Raw genomic sequence first — 18,178 nt, 5'->3', positions numbered from 1 at the left:
TCATCGTCCTCTCGTGTCAACGATGTCACGGCGGATCCGGTGCACATTACGCCGAACGCTCGTACTGTTTGCAATCGGGGTTGCGTCCAAGTGGCCCAACTCTCAGGCCGTCGTGCGGGGTCGGGCGGTGTTTGATGCACTGCTGGGGTGGACTTGATCCAGGCGCACGGCCTCGCAATGACGGAGTTCGACCGTCGGGTGCGGGAAATCGCCCCCGACCAGTGGGAGCTGGGTACCCCCTGCCGGGAGTGGTCGGTCAGAGATCTGGTGGGCCATCTGGTCCACGAGCAGCTCTGGGCGCCGGAGCTGCTGGCGGGCTGCACCACCGAGCAGGTCGGTGACCGGTTCGACCACGACAACCTCGGCGACGACCCGCTGGTGTCCTGGGTGGTGGCCGCGGCGGCGGCGCGCGAGGCGTGGCTGGAGCCCGACGCGCTGTCGCGGCCGGTGCACGTGTCGAGCGGGCTGCTGGACGCCGCCGAGTACTGCTGGCAGATGACGACGGACCTCGCGGTGCACGCGTGGGACCTGGCGCGCTCGATCGGCGCCGACGAGCGCATAGACCCGGACCTGGCCGCGACGGTGCTCGCGTACGTGGAGCGCAACGCCGACGAGTGGAGTGCGACGCCGATGTTCGACTCGGCCGTCCCGGTCGCTCGGGACGCGGACGACCAGACCCGCCTGATCGGACTGCTGGGACGCAAGCCGTAGCCCTTCCGGTGTGCAAGCGCCCCGCCCCGCATCCCCCTCGCCTCCTGCGAGGCGGGGCGCTCATCCCCCACTGCGCGGCCGGTGACCCCCGGTTCCGGCCGCACCGCAAGTTCTACCGCCCGCGGCGTTGTCCGGTGTCGGCGCACGACCACCGGACAACGACCTCCGGACAACCCGCTGCCACGACGCGACGCGCCCCCTGGCACCGGATGTGCCAGGGGGCGCGGGGTGCCGGACGGATCAGCCGACGTGTGATCGACGTCCGCACCGGTGTGTGGTCGTGGGTGGACCGCCCAGGACTCTGCCAGCCGCCCGTGACCGGCACCTGAACCTCAGATGACCTTCCGCTCCAACGTGACGAGTGTGATGCCCAGCCCGTCGACGCGCTCGCTGATCTTCACGAACCCGGCGCTCTCGTACAGCCGGATGTTCTCCTCGCTGCGGGCACCGGTGAACAGCCACAGGACGTCGACCCCGCTCGGCGCGGCACCGGCGGCCGCGTCGAGGAGCTTCCTGCCGATCCCCCTGCCCTGCTGGTCGGGCGCCACGAACAGGCGGGCGACCTCCATGCGGTCCCCGTCGACGTTGCCGCGCACGCTGCCGACGAGCCGGTGCCCGTCGAACGCGCCGAGCGCGGGCTGCCCGGAGGAGATGTGGTCCCGCACCTGCGCGAGCGTCTCCACCAGCGGCGGCAGGTCCCACGCGCCGTACCGGCGAGCCTCGACCAGGTAGGCGGCCCGCTGCACGGTCATGACCTCACCCGCCCGGTCGGCGTCGAGTGCCCTGATCCGGATGCTCACGGCCCGTTGACCCCCGGCGTCCAGCTCTCCGGCACACCGCTCTCGGTGAGGACGAGCTGGTGGTCGCCGAACCCGGCGGGCGCGTCGGGCTGCCACGGCCAGTGGCCCTGCGGTGTCGGCACGATGATCTGCACGGCGGCGAACTCGGAGCCGTCGTAGAGCAGGTAGGCGCTGCCGAGGAACTCCGGGTAGAAGCCCTTGTAGACGCGTTCGAACGTGATCGGCACGCCGGTGAAGAAGTCGAAGTACAGCTGCCCCGGCACGAACCGCTCCCCTGCGCTCGCCCGCTTGACGTACGCGTTGACGAGCGTCTCGCCCATGCCCTGGTCGAGTCCGATCACGACCGCCTCGGCCACCCCGAACCGCCGCCACGCGCCGACCGAGAAGACGTAGCCCGCTCCCTCGGCGTCCGGTGGCACGACGATGGTGGCGTGACCGTGCCGGTCGGCCAGGGAGAGCAGCCGGGCACGCAACTCGATGTCCTCGTCGGAAAGCACGAAACCCACCCTACGCACACGGAACGGGCGGGTGAGCCGTCCGGCCCACCCGCCCGCCCACCGCCGGAAGAGGTCAGCCGACCTCGGCCATGACCTCGTCGGACACGTCGAAGTTCGCGAAGACGTTCTGCACGTCGTCGCAGTCCTCCAGCGCGTCGATCAGCTTGAAGATCTTCTTGGCGCCCTCCGCCTCGAGCGCGACGGACACCGACGGCAGGAAGCTCGACTCGGCCGACTCGTAGTCGATGCCCGCGTCCTGCAGCGCCTTGCGCACCGGGATCAGGTCGCCGGCCTCGGAGACGACCTCGAAGGCCTCCCCCAGGTCGTTGACCTCCTCGGCACCCGCTTCGAGCACCGCCATCATCACGTCGTCCTCGGTCGTGCCCGCCTTCGGCACGATGACGACGCCCTTGCGGCTGAACATGTACGACACCGAACCGGGGTCGGCCATCGAACCGCCGTTGCGGGTCATGGCCGTGCGGACCTCGGTGGCGGCGCGGTTGCGGTTGTCGGTGAGGCACTCGATGAGCACCGCGACACCGTTGGGCCCGTAGCCCTCGTACATGATGGTCTGCCAGTCGGCGCCGCCGGCCTCCTCGCCGCCGCCGCGCTTGCGGGCCCGTTCGATGTTGTCCAGCGGCACCGAGTTCTTGCGGGCCTTCTGGATCGCGTCGAAGAGCGTCGGGTTGCCGTCGGGGTCGCCACCACCGGTGCGGGCGGCCACCTCGATGTTCTTGATCAGCCGCGCGAACAGCTTGCCGCGCTTGGCGTCAATAGCGGCCTTCTTGTGCTTGGTGGTCGCCCACTTGGAGTGGCCGCTCATTTCTCCTCCGTCGAACTTCGGACCATGTCAACGAACAGTCGGTGAACGCGCTCGTCCCCCGTGAGCTCCGGGTGGAACGCCGTGGCCAGCACGTTGCCCTGCCTGACCGCGACGATCCTACCGGCGGCGTCACCCGCCTCAGCCGTGACGGGCACCGTAGCGAGCACCTCGACGCCGCTGTGCACCGCCTCCACCCAAGGTGCCCGGATGAACACGGCGTGAACCGTCTCGCCCTCCAGGTCCAGGTCGGTCTCGAACGAGTCGGCCTGCCGGCCGAAGGCGTTGCGCCGGACCGTGACGTCCAGGCCGCCGAGCTGGTGCTGGTCCTCGCGGCCGTCCAGGACGGTGTTGGCGAGCAGGATCATGCCCGCGCACGACCCGTACGCGGGGAAGCCCGCCTTGATCTTGGCCCGCAGCGGCTCCAGCAGCTCGAAGTTGTCGAGCAGCTTGCTCATGGTCGTCGACTCGCCACCGGGGAGCACGATCCCGTCCAGCTCGTCCAGCTCCTCTGCGCGCCGCACGGGCCGTGCGGTGACATCGCACTTCGCGAGCGACACGAGGTGTTCCTGGACGTCACCCTGGAGGGCGAGCACGCCGATGACGGGAGGGGCAGCAACCATGCCTGCCAGCTTATTCGAGGTGGTCAGCGCACACCTCGCCGGTCCGCCGCCCGCGTGGGGCAGGATCGGCGCATGACCGGTTCGCACCTCACCGCCGTCGTCGAGGACTGGGTCAGGGGCTGGGCGCTGTCCCGCGGCACCCCTGCGCCCGTCGAGGAGCCCGACGGCTACCGCATCGACGTCGGGCTGCCGGGGCACCGGGTGCGCTACGTCCTGCCGGACCCGGCCGCGGCCGGACCGCGTGCCGCCGGGTTGTCCGAGCCCGGCACGTGGCTGAAGGTCTGCGGTGCGCGCGACCAGGTCGAGCTCGGCCCGGCGTGGGTGGTCGGCGCGCCGGAGCACCTGATGAGCGTCGAGCTGGGGACGCGGCCGCCCGTGACCCCGCCGGCCCCCTACACCGTGGAGGTGCGCGGCACCGGTGACGTGGCCGAGGCCGTGGTGCGCGCCGGGAGCGAGGTCGCGGCGAAGGGCCGGGTCGCGGTGCACGGGCGCGCCGCCGTGGTCGACGTGGTGGAGACCGGCCCCGCGCACCGCAGGCGTGGCCTGGGCAGCGTGGTGATGTCGGAGCTGACCCGCACCGCCGTGACCCGGGGTGCGACCCGCGCCGTCCTCGTCGCCTCCGAAGCCGGTCGCGCCCTCTACCTGACCCTCGGCTGGACCGCCGTCTCCCCCATCACAGCGGCCCACCTGCCCGTTCCCTGAAGGCACGCGGGGACCTTTCGTACCCCCTGAGGGTACGAAAGGTCCCCGCGTGCCCTGAGCCGAGCAGGAGCTGAGCCGAGGAGGGTCAGTCGACGGGCACGGGCTCCTGCTGCGCCTGCCGCGACTTCACGAACCGCCAGCCGAGGAACAGCACCAGCGCCAGGACGGGAATGGACCAGAACGCGATCCGCTCCGCGTGCCCGGACGAGAACGCCATCTGCCCGACGACGAGCGCGAGGAACCCGAGCGTCAGCCACGACGTGTACGGCGCGCCGGGCATCCGGTAGGAGGGCCGTTCGACCTCACCCCGCAGCGCCTTCTGCCGCAGCTTCATCTGGCAGACGATCAGCGTGGCCCACGTGGACACCACACCGAGCGAGGCGACGGCGATCGCGATGTCGAACGCGTCCTTCGGGACGGTGTAGTTGAGCACCACGCCGAACAGGTAGGCGGCGCCGGTGAACAGGATGCCGCCGTAGGGCACGTGCCGGGAGTTCATCTTGCCGGTGAACGCCGGTGCCTCGCCCTTCTGCGCCAGCGACCGCAGGATGCGGCCGGTGGAGTAGAGGCCGGAGTTGCACGAGGACAGCGCGGCGGTGAGCACCACGGCGTTCATGATGTCGCCGACCGCGGGGATGCCCAGCGCCGAGAACACGGTCACGAACGGCGACTCGGTGCCGGTGTAGTGGTCCCACGGCAGCAGCATCGTCAGCAGCAGCACGGAACCGACGTAGAAGATGGCGATGCGGTAGACCACGCCGTTGATGGCGCGCGGCATGATCTTCTCGGGGTTCTTGGTCTCGCCGGCCGCGATGCCGACCAGCTCGATGGCCGAGTAGGCGAAGATCACGGCCTGCAGGGTCATCAGCGCGACGCCGAACCCAGCGGGGAACAGGCCGCCGTGGCCCAGGGTGTTGGAGACCGAGGCGGTTGTGCCGCCGATGTCCGCGGCGCTGATCACCAGGGCGATGCCGGTGACCAGGAAGACGAGGATCGCCGTCACCTTGATGACGCTGAACCAGAACTCCAGCTCACCGAACAGCTTCACCGACAGCATGTTGATCGCGACGAGGACGACCAGCGCCACCAGCGCGGTGATCCACTGCGGCATGTCCGGGAACCACTTGTGCATGTAGATCGCGACGGCGGTGATCTCGGCGATGCCGGTCATCGCCCAGTTGACCCAGTACATCCAGCCGGAGGTGAAGCCCGCCCACGGGCCGATGAACTCGCGGGCGTACTCCACGAAGCTGCCGGCCACCGGGCGGTGCAGGACGAGCTCGCCCAGCGCGCGCATGACGAAGAACGCCGCGAGGCCGCACACCGCGTAGGACAGGATCAGCGACGGCCCCGCCGCGGCGAGGCGTCCGCCCGCGCCCAGGAAGAGGCCGACGCCGATCGCGCCACCGATTGCGATCATCTGCACCTGGCGCTTGGTCAGCGCCTTGGTGTAGCCGTCCGCATCAGTTTCCACAGAACTCACGAGGAGGTTCCTTCCGAAAACGGAAAATGCCCGCGTCGGAACCTCCCGCGCCCCGACGCGCTGATGCGTCCGGACCTTAGTGAGTGGCGGTCATCACCAAGAAATCAGTTGGGGAAGGCTTAACGTAAGCGACGTCACACAACGCCGCGTCGAGGTCTTCCCAAATGTCCTCGACGTGTTCGAGTCCCACGGAAATGCGCAGCAAATTGTCCGGAACGCCAGAAGCACGCAGTTCTTCTCCCGGAACGAGCCGGTGCGTCAATGCCGAGGGGTGCTCGATCAGGGTGTCGACCGATCCCAGCGAGACGGCGGGCGTGACCAGCTTCAGCCGCCGCACCACCTCGACCGGGTCGCCGTGCACGCCGAACGCGATCATCGCGCCGGTCCCGCGCATCTGCGCCGTCCTGCCGGGGTAGCGCACGAACTCCACCGCGTCGTGCTCGGCCAGCCGTGCGGCGAGGACGGCCGCCGACCGCGACGCCGCCTCGACCCGCAGCGGCAGCGTGGCGAGCCCGCGGTGCAGCAGGTAGCCGCCCAGCGGGTGCAGCACGGCGCCGGTGATGATCCTGACCTGCCGCAACGCCGCCGCGCGCTCCTCGGAGCAGGCCACGACGCCGCCGAGCACGTCACCGTGCCCGCCCAGGTACTTGGTGCCGGAGTGCAGCACGTACGACGCCCCGTGCAGCGCCGGGTTCTGCAGGACCGGCGTGGCGAAGGTGTTGTCGACCATGACCGGGACGGCGCCGGCCTGCCGCACGACGTGCTCGATGTCGACGAGGTCGAGGTTGGGGTTGGCCGGCGTCTCGACAACGACGAGGCCGGTGTCCGGCCGGATCGCAGACGCCACCAGGCCCGCCTCCACGTACGTCGTGGTGACGCCCAGCAGACCCGACGACAGCAGGTGGTCGGTGCCGCCGTAGAGCGGCCGCACAGCCACGACGTGCGGTTTTCCCGCCATCACGCAGGCGGCCTGGACGACGGCGGTCACCGCGGCCATGCCACTGCCGAAGGCCACGGCGGCCTCGGTGTGCTCCAGAGCGGCCAGCGCCTGTTCGAACCGCGCCACGGTCGGGTTGTGCAACCGGGCGTACACCGGTGACGCGGCGTGCGCCGCGCCGGTGGCCCACTCCCCCAGCGCCGCCCCGCCGAGCGCCTGGTCGGGCACGGGGTAGGTGGTGGACAGGTCGATGGGAGGAGCGTGCACGCCCAGCTCGGCGAGGTCGTCGCGGCCGCCGTGCACTGCGATGGTCTCCATGCGCGTCATGGCCGGAATGGTGGAGACTTCCTCGGCACTGCGGGCACGGAACCGCACCCGTTTCGACAGAAGGGCGATTCGCCGTGCTGGATTCGATCGACGAGGCCATCGTGCGGGAGCTGCGGAAGGACGCGCGGCTGCAGAACAAGGACCTGGCCGAACGCGTGAACGTCGCGCAGTCCACGGCCGTGGTCCGGCACCGGGCGCTGCGGGAGCGCGGCGTGATCACCGGCTACCACGCCGAGGTCGACCCGAGCGCGGTCGGGCAGCACGTCCAGGCGATGCTCGCGGTGAAGATCCGGCCGCACACGAAGGAGATCGTCGACCCGTTCATGGCGTACGTGCTGGGCCTGCCGGAAACGCTCGCGCTCTCCCACGTGACGGGTCCGGAGGATTTCCTGGTGCACGTCGCGGTGTCCGACGTCGCTCATCTGCAACGGCTCGTGCTCGACAAGTTCACCAGTCGGCGAGAGGTGACCGAAGTGCACACGAACCTGCTTTTCTCGCACATCAGAAAGCATTAGGCCACGCCGAGCCACCGCAGTCCCGCGGTGGTCGCGGCGGCCAGGACGATTACTGCGACAAAAGGCAGTTTCCGCCACGCCGCGAGACCGCCGACCGCCACTCCGGCGGCGAGCGCCCAGCCGCCGAACTGCTTTCCGCTCGTCAGCGCCGAGATCGCCACCAAGGCGACCAGCAGCACGGTGGCGGAGGCGGACATCAGCTCGCGGACCCGCTCCGGCAGCGTCACTCGGTCGCGCAGCACCGGCCCGGCGAAGCGGATGGCGAAGGTGCCGGCGGCCAGGATCAGGATCGCGGTGACGGGCACGGCTCCTCCTTCGTCGGTGTCTTCTTCTTCGGGGCGCGGAACGCGAAGAGCCCTGCCAGCGCGAGCAGCACGGGCACACCGGCGGGCAGGAACGGCGTCGTCGCCAGCGCGATGACGGCGCCGGCGAGTGCCGCGTTGCGCGTCGCCGCGTCCTTCAGGGCCGGGAGCGTGAGGGCGAGCAGCGCCGCCGGGAAGGCCGCGTCCAGGCCGAACGCCGCCGTGTCCCCGATCGCCTGCCCCACGAGCGCGCCGATGAGCACGCCGGTGTTCCAGCTGAAGAACAACGCCACGCCGCACGCCCAGTAGGCAGCCCGTGCGCGTGCGGGGTCCTTCTGCGCCATGGCGAACGCGGTGGACTCGTCGATCAGCAGGTGGCTGCCGACGACGCGGGCGAGCGGGCTCTTGCCGAGCACGTCCCCGACCGCGAGGCCGAATGGCAGGTGCCGAGCGTTCAGCACGAGACCGGCCAGCACCGCGGCGGCGGGGCTGCCGCCGGCGGCGACCACGCCCACCGCCATGAACTGCGAGCCACCCGCGAAGACCAGCAGCGACATCAGCACCGGCACCCACCACGCCAGGCCGGAGCCCACCGAGATCGCACCGAAGCTGGCGCCGGTCACCGCGGCGCCGAGGGCCACCGCGGTCACGTCGCGCAGGAGGACTGCATCCAGAGTTCGCCAAATCGAACGGACCACCCGATAAGATGAACACCCGGGATCGGTGTTCGTCAAGACGAACGGATGGACTTCTGTGTCGAACGCACCACTCGACCTCATCGCGGCCAACCTCCGGCGGGAGCGCGACCGCAGCGGCATGTCCCTGAGCGAGCTGGCCAAGAAGGCGGGCATCGCGAAGTCGACGCTGTCGCAGCTGGAGTCCGGCGCCGGCAACCCCAGCGTGGAGACCCTGTGGGCGCTCGGCGTCGCGCTGGGCGTGCCGTTCAGCCAGCTCGTCGAACCCGGCGTCCCCCGCGTCCAGGTGATCCGCGCGGGCCAAGGGCCGGTCATCCACTCCGAGCGCGCGCACTACTCCGCGACGCTGCTCGCCGCCTGCCGCCCCGGCACCAAGCACGACCTCTACTGGCTGGCGCTCGAACCGGGCGGCGCCCGCGAGTCGGAGCCGCACGTGCCGGGCAGCGTCGAGCACATGATCGTGGCGACCGGCCGCTGCCTCGCGGGCCTCGCCAGCGACCCGGTCGAAGCTCGGGCCGGGCGACTACATCGTGTACCCGGGAGACCTGCCGCACATCTGCAAGGCGCTGGAGCCGGGCACGACGGCCGTGATGGTGATGGAGCACACCGCGTAGCCCGGCAGCGCCGTGGCGGCGCGGTCCGCGAACTACACTCCGCCCCGGAAACCGTCTGGGGGGACACATGTCTGATCCGTTCGCGAGCTTCTCGCCCGAGGAACCCGACCTGGCGCCGGAGCGGCGTTCGGCCAGGATCGCCCGCGCCGCACTGGTCGCCGGTGCCGCGCTCGTCGTCGTGCTGGGCGTCGCCTTCTACTACGTGGCAACGAAACCGACACCCGAGACCCAAGCCGCGCCGACGAGCACGACGCCGTGGACGCCGCCGCAGGACGTGAACGAGCCGCGCCTCGGCGACTGTGCGCGGGTGGCGGGCGGCATGCTCGACTCGACCTACACGCCGGTCGACTGCGCGGCGGGCGCCCACAACTACGTGGTCGGCAGCCTGCAGCGCCAGGGCGAGGACTGCGGTGCGGCGAGCGGCTCGAAGAAGGACAACTACGCGCGGTACCGCTACAGCGGCCGGCTGGGCGTGTGCCTCGTGCCGGTGTTCGCCGACGGCCGGTGCTACGAGTTCTTCACGCTCAAGACCGACCTGGCGGCGGTCGAGTGCACCGGGGTGGGCTTGCGGGTGAGGGTGCTGGCGAACACCGCCGACGGGGCCGCGTGCGGGACGGACGTCCGGCAGGCGCTGGTCTACCCGGAGACCAGGACGACCTACTGCTTCTCCCGGCCCACTTAACCATATAGCAGACAGGGGCCCTTGCCACAAGCCCCCGTTCATCCCTCAAACTCATCGCGCTAAGCCACAACCAGGCGCTTGGGGAACACGTGTCAAACCAGGGGTACGAAGCAGAACTGCAGTCCGAGCGCGCCTACGTTGCTGATCTGTACGCACGGCTGGATGCCGACCGTGCGCGCGTGAAGGGGGCGTTCACCAGCGCGTTGCGCGGCACCGGCGGCACGGTCATGGAGCGCGACCAGGAGGTGCGCGCCCGGCACAAGGAGATGAAGCGGCTGGAGGTGGCCGACGACGGCCTGTGCTTCGGGCGGCTCGACAGCCTCGACGGCGAGGTGTCCTACATCGGCCGCATCGGCATCTTCGACGAGGAGCGCGACTTCGAGCCGGTGCTGCTGGACTGGCGGGCGCCGTCCGCGCGGCCGTTCTACACGGCCACGGGCGCGAACTCCGAGGGCATGCGGCGGCGGCGCCAGTTCCACACGAACCGGCGCGCGCTGGTCGGCTTCACCGACGAGGTCTTCGGCCGGCCCGACGCCGGCGAGCGCGGGGACGCGGCACTGCTGGCGGCGGTCAACGCGCCGCGCGGCGAGGGCATGCGCGACATCGTGGCGACGATCCAGGCCGAGCAGGACGCGATCATCCGGCTCGAGCACCCCGGTGTGCTGGTGATCGAGGGCGGGCCCGGCACCGGCAAGACGGTCGTGGCGCTGCACCGCGTCGCGTACCTGCTCTACACGCAGCGGGAGCGGATGGAACGCCACGGCGTGCTCGTCGTGGGCCCGAACCCGGCGTTCCTCACCCACATCGGGCGGGTGCTGCCGTCGCTGGGCGAGTCCGACGTGGTGTTCATGACCACCGGCGACTTCGTGCCCGGCCTGAAGGTCACCGCGGAGGACCCGGCGGACGCCGCGCGGCTCAAGGGGTCGCTGAAGATGCTCGACGTGCTCGCGGCCGCGATCGCCGGCCGCCAGCGCCTGCCGGAGGAGCCGATCCCCGTCGGCCTGAAGGACGTCACCGTCCACATCAACGCCGAGACCGCCGAGTGGGCCCGCCAGGAGGCCCGCGACACCGGGCTGCCGCACAACGAGGCGCGCGCGACGTTCGTGGAGATCGTCACCTACGTGCTGACCGAGCGCGCGATCGCCCGCATCGGCAAGGGCTGGCTGTCGCGCGAGGACAAGCAGGGCTGGGAGGACATGCGGTCCGGCCTGCTGAAGGACCTGGCGGAGGACGACCGGTTCCTGGCCGCGGTGGACGAGCTGTGGCCGGTGCTGACGCCGCAGTCCCTGCTTTCGTCGCTGCTGTCCTCACCCGACCTGCTGGCCGCGGCCGGCGGTGACCCGGCGCTGCTGCGCGCCGACGGTACCGCGTGGACGGTCTCGGACGTGCCGCTGCTCGACGAGCTGCACGACCTGCTGGGCCGCGACAAGATCACCGAGATGACCCGCGAGCGGGCGGCGCTGGAGGAGCGCAAGGCCGAGACCGCCTACGCCGAGGCCGTGCTGGACAGCATGACCAACCGCCAGGACCACATGGACGACGAGGACCACCTCTTCGCCACCGACCTGCTGCGGGCGGAGGACCTGGCCGTCCGGTTCGTGGAGCACGACACCCGCACCCTCGCCGAACGCGCCACCGCCGACCGCGACTGGACCTACCGCCACGTCGTCGTCGACGAGGCGCAGGAACTGTCCGAGATGGACTGGCGGGTGCTGATGCGGCGCTGCCCCGGCCGGTCGTTCACCGTCGTCGGCGACCTGGCCCAGCGCCGCACCGCCGCCGGTGCCGTGACGTGGGGCGACATGCTCGACCCGTACGTGAAGGACCGCTGGGTCTACCGCTCGCTGACGGTCAACTACCGCACCCCGGCCGAGATCATGGCCGTCGCCGCCCGCGTGCTCGCCGAGTTCGCACCCGACGTGCAGGCCCCGGAGTCGGTGCGCGCCAACGGTGTCCAGCCGTGGGCCCGCCAGGTGAGCACCGCGGAGCTGCCGGCGGCGATCGAGGAGTTCGTCGCGGCGGAGGCGGCCCTGGAAGGCACGAGCGTCGTGATCGGCCCGCCCGGCGTGCCCGGCACGGTGCCCGCCGCGGAGACGAAGGGCCTGGAGTTCGACTCGGTGCTCGTGGTGGAGCCGGAGCGGATCCTCGCGGACGGCCCGCGCGGGGCGGCGGAGCTGTACGTGGCGCTGACCCGTGCCACGCAACGGCTCGGCGTGCTGCACCACGGCCCGTTGCCGGAGGCGTTGCAGCTCGTTGCGGCCGGTGGGCTGACGGACGCGAGGAGGGGCCGCACCCGGAGTGGGTGCGGCCCCTCGGCGTTCCTCGCGGGACCGGTTACCAGCCGCGCTCGGCCAGGCGGTGCGGCTCCGGGACGTCCTCGACGTTGATGCCGACCATGGCCTCGCCCAGGCCGCGCGAGACCTTCGCGATGACGTCGGGGTCGTCGTGGAAGGTGGTGGCCTTCACGATGGCCTCGGCGCGCTGGGCCGGGTTGCCGGACTTGAAGATGCCGGAGCCGACGAACACGCCCTCGGCGCCGAGCTGCATCATCATCGCGGCGTCGGCCGGGGTCGCGATGCCGCCGGCGGTGAACAGCACCACGGGCAGCTTGCCGTTCTGCGCGACCTCCTTCACGAGCTCGTACGGCGCCTGGAAGCTCCTTGGCGGCCACGTACAGCTCGTCCTCCGGCAGGTTCTGCAGGCGGCGGATCTCCTGGCGGATCTTGCGCATGTGCGTGGTGGCGTTCGAGACGTCGCCCGTGCCGGCCTCGCCCTTGGAGCGGATCATCGCCGCGCCCTCGGTGATGCGGCGCAGCGCCTCGCCCAGGTTCGTCGCACCGCACACGAAGGGGACGGTGAACGCCCACTTGTCGATGTGGTTGGCGTAGTCGGCCGGCGTGAGCACCTCGGACTCGTCGATGTAGTCGACACCGAGCGACGCGAGCACCTGCGCCTCGACGAAGTGGCCGATGCGGGCCTTGGCCATCACCGGGATCGAGACGGCGTTGATGATGCCGTCGATCAGGTCGGGGTCGCTCATCCTGGCCACGCCGCCCTGCGCGCGGATGTCCGCGGGCACGCGTTCGAGCGCCATGACGGCGACGGCGCCGGCGTCCTCCGCGATCTTCGCCTGGGTGGCGTCGACCACGTCCATGATGACGCCGCCCTTGAGCATCTCGGCCATGCCGCGCTTGACGCGGGCAGTGCCCGTGACCTGGTCAGTGCTCACCCTGGGGACCCTTTCACGAGGGGAAGTCGTTCCCCAGAGGCTACGTCCGACGTGGCCCCCTGACCCAAGCCACTGGAGCCACGAAACAGAAGGCCACTTTCCGGCCAACCGCAGGTGGTGACGCTGCTCACTCCACCGCCGCTGTGAACTGTGTTCGCGCACCGGGCGGCACCCGGTCGGGTTTCCGGGCTTGTGACCACCGGTGAACGGGTGTGAGATCGGACACTACGACTTGACGGAGGTCGCCATGGGAAGCAAGGGCTCCGACAACACCACCTCGGCAGGCGCGGTCGCTGTGGACGACCCGGCCAAGGTCCGCAACGTCGTGCTCGTCGGCCCGTCCGGCTCTGGCAAGACGACGCTCACCGAGGCCCTGCTCGCCGCCACCGGCGTGGTCAGCCGCGCGGGATCGGTCACGGAGGGGACGACGGTCTGCGACCACGACCCGGCGGCGGTGCGGCAACAGCGGTCGGTCGGCCTCGCGGTGGCACCGGTCCGGCACGGGGACATCAAGATCAACCTGATCGACACCCCCGGCTACGTCGACTTCGTGGGGAAGCTCAGGGCAGGACTGCGGGCCGCGGACGCGGCCCTTTTCGTCGTCAACGCCTTCGAGGGCGTGGACGCGGCAACGGTGGCGTTGTGGGAAGAGTGCGCGTTGGTGGGCATGCCGCGTGCGGTCGTCGTCACGCGCACGGACCACCATCGCGCCGATCTCACCACCGAGGTGCTCGCGTGCCAGGCGGCGTTCGGCGCGGGCGTGGTGCCGTTGTACGTGCAGGAGGGCGACCGGCTCGTCGGCCTCCTGACCCAGGGCGGCGACTACCCGGAGGAACGGGCCGCGCTGATCGAGGGGATCATCGCCGAGAGCGAGGACGAGACCCTCATGGACCGGTACCTGGCCGGGGAGGACATCGACCAGGACACGCTGATCGCCGACCTGGAGACCGCCGTCTCGCGCGGGTCGTTCCACCCCGTGATGCCCGTGTGCGCCGCGACCGGCCTGGGCCTGACCGAGCTGCTCGACGGCATCGCGCGGGCGTTCCCGTCACCGCTGGAGCACGCGGTGCCCGACGTGACCTCCGTCGACGGCATCCCGCAGCCCCGCATGGCCGCCGACCCGGACGGGCCACTCGTCGCCGAGGTGGTCCGCACCGCCGTGGACTCCTACGTCGGCCGCGTGTCGCTGGTCCGCGTCTTCTCGGGCACGCTGCGGCCCGAACGGCCGGTGCACGTCTCCGGGCACGGCATGGCCGACCGCGGGCACGAGGACCACGACACCGACGAACGCGTCGCGCACATCTACTCGCCGCTGGGGTCGAACCTGCGCGAGGTGCCGTACTGCGTGGCGGGTGACATGTGCGCGTTGACCAAGCTGACCACCGCCGAGACCGGCGACACCGTGTCCGCGCCCGAGCAGCCGCTGCTCATGGCGCCGTGGGACATGCCGGAACCGTTGCTGCCCGTTGCCGTCGTGCCGCGCACCCGCAGCGACGAGGACAACCTGGCGCGCAACCTCAACCGCCTCGTCGCCGGCGACCCCACGCTGCGGCTGGACCGCAACGCCGAGACGCACCAGCTGGTGCTGTGGTGCATGGGCGAGGCGCACGCGGACGTCGTGCTGGCACGGCTGCGGGCGGGCGGCGCGGAGATCGACACCGAGCCGGTGCGCGTGCCGCTGCGGGAGACCTTCGCGGGACCGGCGAAGGGCCACGGCCGGCACGTCAAGCAGTCCGGGGGGCACGGCCAGTACGCGGTGTGCGACATCGTCGTCGAGCCGCTGCCGCGCGGCTCCGGCTTCGAGTTCGTCGACAAGATCATCGGCGGCGCGGTCCCCCACCAGTTCATCCCCTCCGTCGAGAAGGGGGTGCGCGCGCAGCTGGAGAAGGGCCTGCACGACGGCACGCCGGTGGTGGACGTCCGGGTGACCCTCGTCGACGGCAAGGCGCACTCGGTCGACTCGTCGGACGCGGCGTTCCAGACCGCCGGCGCGCTGGCGTTGAAGGAGGCCGCCGCCACCGGGCGCACGCAGCTGCTCGAACCGATGGACGAGCTCGCGATCCGCTTGCCCGACGAACACCTCGGCACGGTGCTGGGCGACCTGTCCGGGCGGCGCGGGCGGGTGCTCGGCACCGAGGCGGGCGAGGGCGGCCGCACGGTGATCCGCGCGGAGGTGCCGTCGAGCGAGCTGCTGCGCTACGCCGTCGAGCTGCGCGCGCTGACCTCGGGCACCGGCACGTTCACCCGCCGGTTCTCCCGCTACGACCCGGTCCCCGAGGCACTGGCGGCGCGCACGAGCCGGTAGGCCCGGTCGATCCGCGTGTCCGACGCGCAGGTCGGGAGCGCGGCCGAGGCGGGCCGTCTGCACGAGACCCGCCTCCGCCGACGCCGCCGCGTCCCGCGGCTTCCCGCCGGGCTAGGTGTTCTGCGGGAACCCGAGGTTGACCCCGCCGTGCGACGGGTCCAGCCAGCGCGAGGTGACCACCTTGGAGCGGGTGAAGAAGTGCACGCCGTGCGGTCCGTAGGCGTGCGCGTCCCCGAACAGCGACTCCTTCCAGCCGCCGAAGGAGTAGTAGGCGACCGGCACGGGGATCGGCACGTTCACGCCGACCATGCCGACCTCCACCTCGTTCTGGAACCGGCGCGCGGCGCCACCGTCGTTGGTGAAGATGGCGGTGCCGTTGCCGTACCGGTTGGCGTTCACCAGCTCCAGCGCCTCCTCGTAGGTCGAGGTGCGCACGACGGACAGCACCGGGCCGAAGATCTCGTCGGTGTAGACCGACATGTCCGTGCCGACGTGGTCGAACAGGGTCGGGCCGAGCCAGAAACCGCTCGCGTCGCCGTCGATCGGGTGGTCGCGGCCGTCGACCGCGAGCACCGCGCCCGCCTCGACCCCGGCGTCCAGGTAGGACGTCACCTTGTCCCGGTGGGCGCCGGTGACCAGCGGTCCCATCTCGCACGACGGCCCGGAGCCGACCTGGACGTCGGCGATCCTGGACTTGATCTTCTCGACCAGCTCGTCGCCGACCGGGCCGACCGCCACGACCACCGAGACGGCCATGCAGCGCTCCCCCGCCGAGCCGAAGCCCGCCGAGACCGCGGCGTCGGCGGCCAGGTCGAGGTCGGCGTCGGGCAGCACCACCATGTGGTTCTTGGCCCCGCCCAGCGCCTGCACCCGCTTGCCGTGCGCGGTGCCGGTCTCGTAGACGTACTTCGCGATCGGCGTGGAGCCGACGAACGAGATCGCCCTGACCACCGGGTGCTCCAGCAGCCGATCAACGGCCACCTTGTCGCCGTGCACGACGTTCAGCACGCCGTCGGGCAAGCCCGCCTCGGCGAACAGCTCGGCGATGAACACCGAGGCACTCGGGTCCTTTTCGGACGGTTTGAGCACCACCGTGTTGCCGCAAGCGATTGCGGTGGGCACGAACCACAGCGGCACCATCGCGGGGAAGTTGAACGGCGAGATCACGCCGACCACGCCCACCGGCTGCTGGATCGAGTAGACGTCGACCTTCGTGGAGGCGTTCTCGCTGAAACCGCCCCGCAGCAACGTGGGGATGCCGCACGCGTACTCGACGGACTCCAGGGCGCGCTGCACCTCGCCGCCCGCGTCGGACACCACCTTGCCGTGCTCGGAGCTGACGAGCACGGCCAGCTCGCCCTTGCGCGCGTTGAGCAGCTCGCGGAACTTGAACATCACCGTCGAACGCTGCGCCAGCGACGCGTTGCGCCACTGCGCAAACGCTTTCGCGGCCGTGTCGACCGCTGCGTCCACTTCGGACACCGACGCGAACGCGACCTGGTTCGCCACCTTGCCGGTGGCCGGGTCGTAGACGTCACCGGTGCGCTCCGGCGTCTCGGCCCAGCTCTTGCCGCCGATCCAGTGCCTGATCATCCCGGGCCCGGTCATGCGCGCGCCACCGCCTGCGCGAGGATGCCCAGCGCCTCGTCCAGCTCGTCCTCGGTGAGGGTCATCGGCGGGGCGAGGCGGATGACGTTGCCGTAGAGGCCGCCCTTGCCGACGAGCAGGCCCAGCGCCCTGGTCTCGTTCAGCACGGTCGTGGCCGCACCGGGGTTGGGCTCGCCCTCGGGACCGACCAGCTCGACGCCGACCATCAGGCCCTTGCCGCGCACGTCGCCGATCACCGGGTGCCGCTCCGCGAGCTCGCGCAGGCCGCCGATCAGCCGGGAGCCGAGCTTGGCCGCGTTGGCCTGCAGGTCGTGGTCGAGCAGGTAGTTCAGCGTCGCCAGCGCGCCGGCGGTGGAGACCGGGTTGCCGCCGAAGGTGGAGATCGAGTTGGCGGTGATGGTGTCCATCAGGTCGCCGCGGGCGACCACGCCGCCGATCGCGAGGCCGTTGCCGAGACCCTTGGCGAACGTCATCGCGTCCGGCACGACGTCGTGCGCCTGGATGCCCCAGAAGTGCTCGCCGGTGCGGCCCCAGCCGGTCTGCACCTCGTCGGAGACGAAGAGGATCCCGTACTCGTCCAGCACGTCCTTGAACGCGCGGAACAGGCCGTCGGGCGGGGAGGTGAACCCGCCGACGCCCTGGATCGGCTCGGCGATCATGCACGCGACGTCACCGGACGTGGTGGTCTCGATGACCTCGCGCAGGTCGTCGACGCAGGCCTTGACGTAGTCGGCGTCGGACAGCGACCTGAACGGGCTGCGGTAGCGGTAGCCGCCGTGCACCCAGCTGACCTTGATCGGCGACAGCGCGGAGGCCGACCAGCCGCGGTTGCCGGTGATCGCGGTCGTGGCGAACGCGCGGCCGTGGTAGCTGTTGCGCAGCGCCAGGACCTGCTCGCTGCGGCGGGCCTGCGTGGCGAGCATGAGCGCCGTCTCGTTGGCCTCGGTGCCGGAGTTCGTGAAGAACACCTTGGCGTCCGGGATGCCGCTCAGCTCCGCGACCTTCTCCGCCAGCTCGACCTGCGACCTGATCAGGTAGAGCGTGGAGCTGTGCAGCACGCCGGTGTCGAGCTGTGAGCGGATCGCGTCGCTGATCTCGGCCACGTCGTAGCCGATGGCGTTGGTCAGGATGCCCGCGAAGAAGTCGAGGTAGGTCGTGCCCTCGCTGTCGGTCACCCGCCGCCCGTCGGCGCTCGCGATCTCGATGGGCTCGTCGTAGTAGAGGGCCAGCCACTTCGGCATCACCGCGCGGTGTCGTACCAGCAGCTCCTTGTGGGCCATCACGTCCTCCAGGGGTCTCCACCTGCTCGCGAGTCTGCTGGGGTGACG

General features: G+C 71.0%; 16 protein-coding genes and 2 pseudogenes. 7 read left to right on the top strand and 11 right to left on the bottom strand.

The window, feature by feature from the left end; translation table 11 throughout:
* Window positions 1–177: 177 nt before the first annotated feature.
* Window positions 178–711: a TIGR03086 family metal-binding protein gene (locus ACVDFE_RS18300; protein WP_360400097.1), complete on the top strand. Its 534-nt coding sequence runs from the start codon at window positions 178–180 to the stop codon at window positions 709–711.
* Between the two features lie 332 nt (window positions 712–1,043).
* Here ACVDFE_RS18300 and ACVDFE_RS18295 read toward each other — a convergent pair whose 3' ends face one another.
* The 4 genes from ACVDFE_RS18295 to pdxT form a co-directional block, all read right to left on the bottom strand.
* The gene (locus tag ACVDFE_RS18295; RefSeq protein WP_360400094.1) at window positions 1,044–1,511 is read right to left on the bottom strand and encodes a GNAT family N-acetyltransferase; all 468 of its coding nucleotides are present in this window, start codon (window positions 1,509–1,511) and stop codon (window positions 1,044–1,046) included.
* Window positions 1,508–2,008 (bottom strand): DUF4262 domain-containing protein, encoded by a 501-nt coding sequence (locus ACVDFE_RS18290; RefSeq protein ID WP_458431184.1) that lies wholly within the window; start codon window positions 2,006–2,008, stop codon window positions 1,508–1,510. Before ACVDFE_RS18290 ends, ACVDFE_RS18295 begins: the two co-directional genes overlap by 4 nt.
* A 73-nt stretch (window positions 2,009–2,081) precedes the next feature.
* On the bottom strand, window positions 2,082–2,831 hold the full coding sequence (locus tag ACVDFE_RS18285) for a YebC/PmpR family DNA-binding transcriptional regulator (protein ID WP_360391528.1): 750 nt from the start codon (window positions 2,829–2,831) through the stop codon (window positions 2,082–2,084).
* Window positions 2,828–3,451, bottom strand: a complete 624-nt coding sequence (gene pdxT / locus ACVDFE_RS18280; RefSeq protein WP_458431183.1) for a pyridoxal 5'-phosphate synthase glutaminase subunit PdxT — start codon at window positions 3,449–3,451, stop codon at window positions 2,828–2,830. The genes ACVDFE_RS18285 and pdxT overlap by 4 nt, the downstream gene beginning before the upstream one ends.
* A gap of 72 nt (window positions 3,452–3,523) precedes the next feature.
* Between pdxT and ACVDFE_RS18275 the strand changes: the two genes are divergently transcribed.
* Entirely contained in the window at window positions 3,524–4,153 is a 630-nt protein-coding gene (locus ACVDFE_RS18275) for a GNAT family N-acetyltransferase (protein WP_458431182.1), read from the top strand.
* An 85-nt stretch (window positions 4,154–4,238) separates the two neighbouring features.
* Here the strand turns inward: ACVDFE_RS18275 and ACVDFE_RS18270 are convergent, their stop codons facing one another.
* Together ACVDFE_RS18270 and ACVDFE_RS18265 are read right to left on the bottom strand one after the other, a co-directional pair.
* Entirely contained in the window at window positions 4,239–5,573 is a 1,335-nt protein-coding gene (locus ACVDFE_RS18270; RefSeq protein ID WP_360392666.1) for an amino acid permease, read from the bottom strand.
* 139 nt (window positions 5,574–5,712) lie between these two features.
* A complete protein-coding gene (locus ACVDFE_RS18265; protein WP_360391535.1) occupies window positions 5,713–6,900 on the bottom strand; it encodes a trans-sulfuration enzyme family protein in 1,188 nt (395 codons plus the stop codon).
* A 74-nt stretch (window positions 6,901–6,974) separates the two neighbouring features.
* Between ACVDFE_RS18265 and ACVDFE_RS18260 the strand changes: the two genes are divergently transcribed.
* Complete coding sequence (locus tag ACVDFE_RS18260; RefSeq protein ID WP_360391538.1) at window positions 6,975–7,415, top strand: Lrp/AsnC family transcriptional regulator; 441 nt, start codon at window positions 6,975–6,977, stop codon at window positions 7,413–7,415.
* Here the strand turns inward: ACVDFE_RS18260 and ACVDFE_RS18255 are convergent.
* Window positions 7,412–7,720: an AzlD domain-containing protein gene (locus ACVDFE_RS18255; RefSeq protein WP_360391540.1), complete on the bottom strand. Its 309-nt coding sequence runs from the start codon at window positions 7,718–7,720 to the stop codon at window positions 7,412–7,414. The genes ACVDFE_RS18260 and ACVDFE_RS18255 overlap by 4 nt on opposite strands.
* A complete protein-coding gene (locus ACVDFE_RS18250) occupies window positions 7,699–8,367 on the bottom strand; it encodes an AzlC family ABC transporter permease (protein ID WP_458431181.1) in 669 nt (222 codons plus the stop codon). Before ACVDFE_RS18250 ends, ACVDFE_RS18255 begins: the two co-directional genes overlap by 22 nt.
* A 73-nt stretch (window positions 8,368–8,440) precedes the next feature.
* Between ACVDFE_RS18250 and ACVDFE_RS18245 the strand changes: the two are divergent.
* The 3 genes and pseudogenes from ACVDFE_RS18245 (at window position 8,441) to helR (ending at window position 12,095) form a co-directional block, all read left to right on the top strand.
* Window positions 8,441–9,026: pseudogene (locus ACVDFE_RS18245) on the top strand (helix-turn-helix domain-containing protein).
* A 67-nt stretch (window positions 9,027–9,093) separates the two neighbouring features.
* A complete protein-coding gene (locus tag ACVDFE_RS18240; RefSeq protein WP_458431180.1) occupies window positions 9,094–9,708 on the top strand; it encodes an LppU/SCO3897 family protein in 615 nt (204 codons plus the stop codon).
* An 89-nt stretch (window positions 9,709–9,797) separates the two neighbouring features.
* The gene (helR, locus tag ACVDFE_RS18235) at window positions 9,798–12,095 is read left to right on the top strand and encodes an RNA polymerase recycling motor ATPase HelR (protein WP_458431179.1); all 2,298 of its coding nucleotides are present in this window, start codon (window positions 9,798–9,800) and stop codon (window positions 12,093–12,095) included.
* Here the strand turns inward: helR and pdxS are convergent.
* A pseudogene (pdxS, locus tag ACVDFE_RS18230) lies at window positions 12,043–12,892 on the bottom strand (pyridoxal 5'-phosphate synthase lyase subunit PdxS). The gene helR and the pseudogene pdxS overlap by 53 nt on opposite strands.
* 292 nt (window positions 12,893–13,184) lie before the next feature.
* Here pdxS and ACVDFE_RS18225 point away from each other — a divergent pair.
* Window positions 13,185–15,242: an elongation factor G-like protein EF-G2 gene (locus ACVDFE_RS18225; protein WP_458431178.1), complete on the top strand. Its 2,058-nt coding sequence runs from the start codon at window positions 13,185–13,187 to the stop codon at window positions 15,240–15,242.
* A 111-nt stretch (window positions 15,243–15,353) separates the two neighbouring features.
* Here ACVDFE_RS18225 and ACVDFE_RS18220 read toward each other — a convergent pair whose 3' ends face one another.
* Window positions 15,354–16,850 carry a CoA-acylating methylmalonate-semialdehyde dehydrogenase gene (locus ACVDFE_RS18220; protein WP_458431177.1) on the bottom strand — a complete coding sequence of 499 codons (1,497 nt, stop codon included), beginning with the start codon at window positions 16,848–16,850 and terminating at the stop codon, window positions 15,354–15,356.
* Window positions 16,847–18,130, bottom strand: a complete 1,284-nt coding sequence (locus tag ACVDFE_RS18215; RefSeq protein WP_458431176.1) for an aspartate aminotransferase family protein — start codon at window positions 18,128–18,130, stop codon at window positions 16,847–16,849. Before ACVDFE_RS18215 ends, ACVDFE_RS18220 begins: the two co-directional genes overlap by 4 nt.
* Window positions 18,131–18,178 lie beyond the last annotated feature (48 nt).

The sequence above is a fragment of the Lentzea chajnantorensis genome (assembly GCF_054300775.1).
The sequence above is the reverse complement of the archived record's forward strand: the minus strand, read 5'-3'. Positions and strand labels throughout refer to the sequence as shown.

Coding starts and splice junctions, on each gene's coding strand:
- ACVDFE_RS18225 (WP_458431178.1), top strand. CDS start 13,185: ATGGGAAGCAAGGGCTCCGACAACACCACCTCGGCAGGCGCGGTCGCT.
- ACVDFE_RS18240 (WP_458431180.1), top strand. CDS start 9,094: ATGTCTGATCCGTTCGCGAGCTTCTCGCCCGAGGAACCCGACCTGGCG.
- ACVDFE_RS18220 (WP_458431177.1), bottom strand. CDS start 16,850: ATGACCGGGCCCGGGATGATCAGGCACTGGATCGGCGGCAAGAGCTGG.
- pdxT (WP_458431183.1), bottom strand. CDS start 3,451: ATGGTTGCTGCCCCTCCCGTCATCGGCGTGCTCGCCCTCCAGGGTGAC.
- ACVDFE_RS18275 (WP_458431182.1), top strand. CDS start 3,524: ATGACCGGTTCGCACCTCACCGCCGTCGTCGAGGACTGGGTCAGGGGC.
- ACVDFE_RS18270 (WP_360392666.1), bottom strand. CDS start 5,573: ATGATCGCAATCGGTGGCGCGATCGGCGTCGGCCTCTTCCTGGGCGCG.
- ACVDFE_RS18300 (WP_360400097.1), top strand. CDS start 178: ATGACGGAGTTCGACCGTCGGGTGCGGGAAATCGCCCCCGACCAGTGG.
- ACVDFE_RS18215 (WP_458431176.1), bottom strand. CDS start 18,130: ATGGCCCACAAGGAGCTGCTGGTACGACACCGCGCGGTGATGCCGAAG.
- ACVDFE_RS18265 (WP_360391535.1), bottom strand. CDS start 6,900: ATGACGCGCATGGAGACCATCGCAGTGCACGGCGGCCGCGACGACCTC.
- ACVDFE_RS18285 (WP_360391528.1), bottom strand. CDS start 2,831: ATGAGCGGCCACTCCAAGTGGGCGACCACCAAGCACAAGAAGGCCGCT.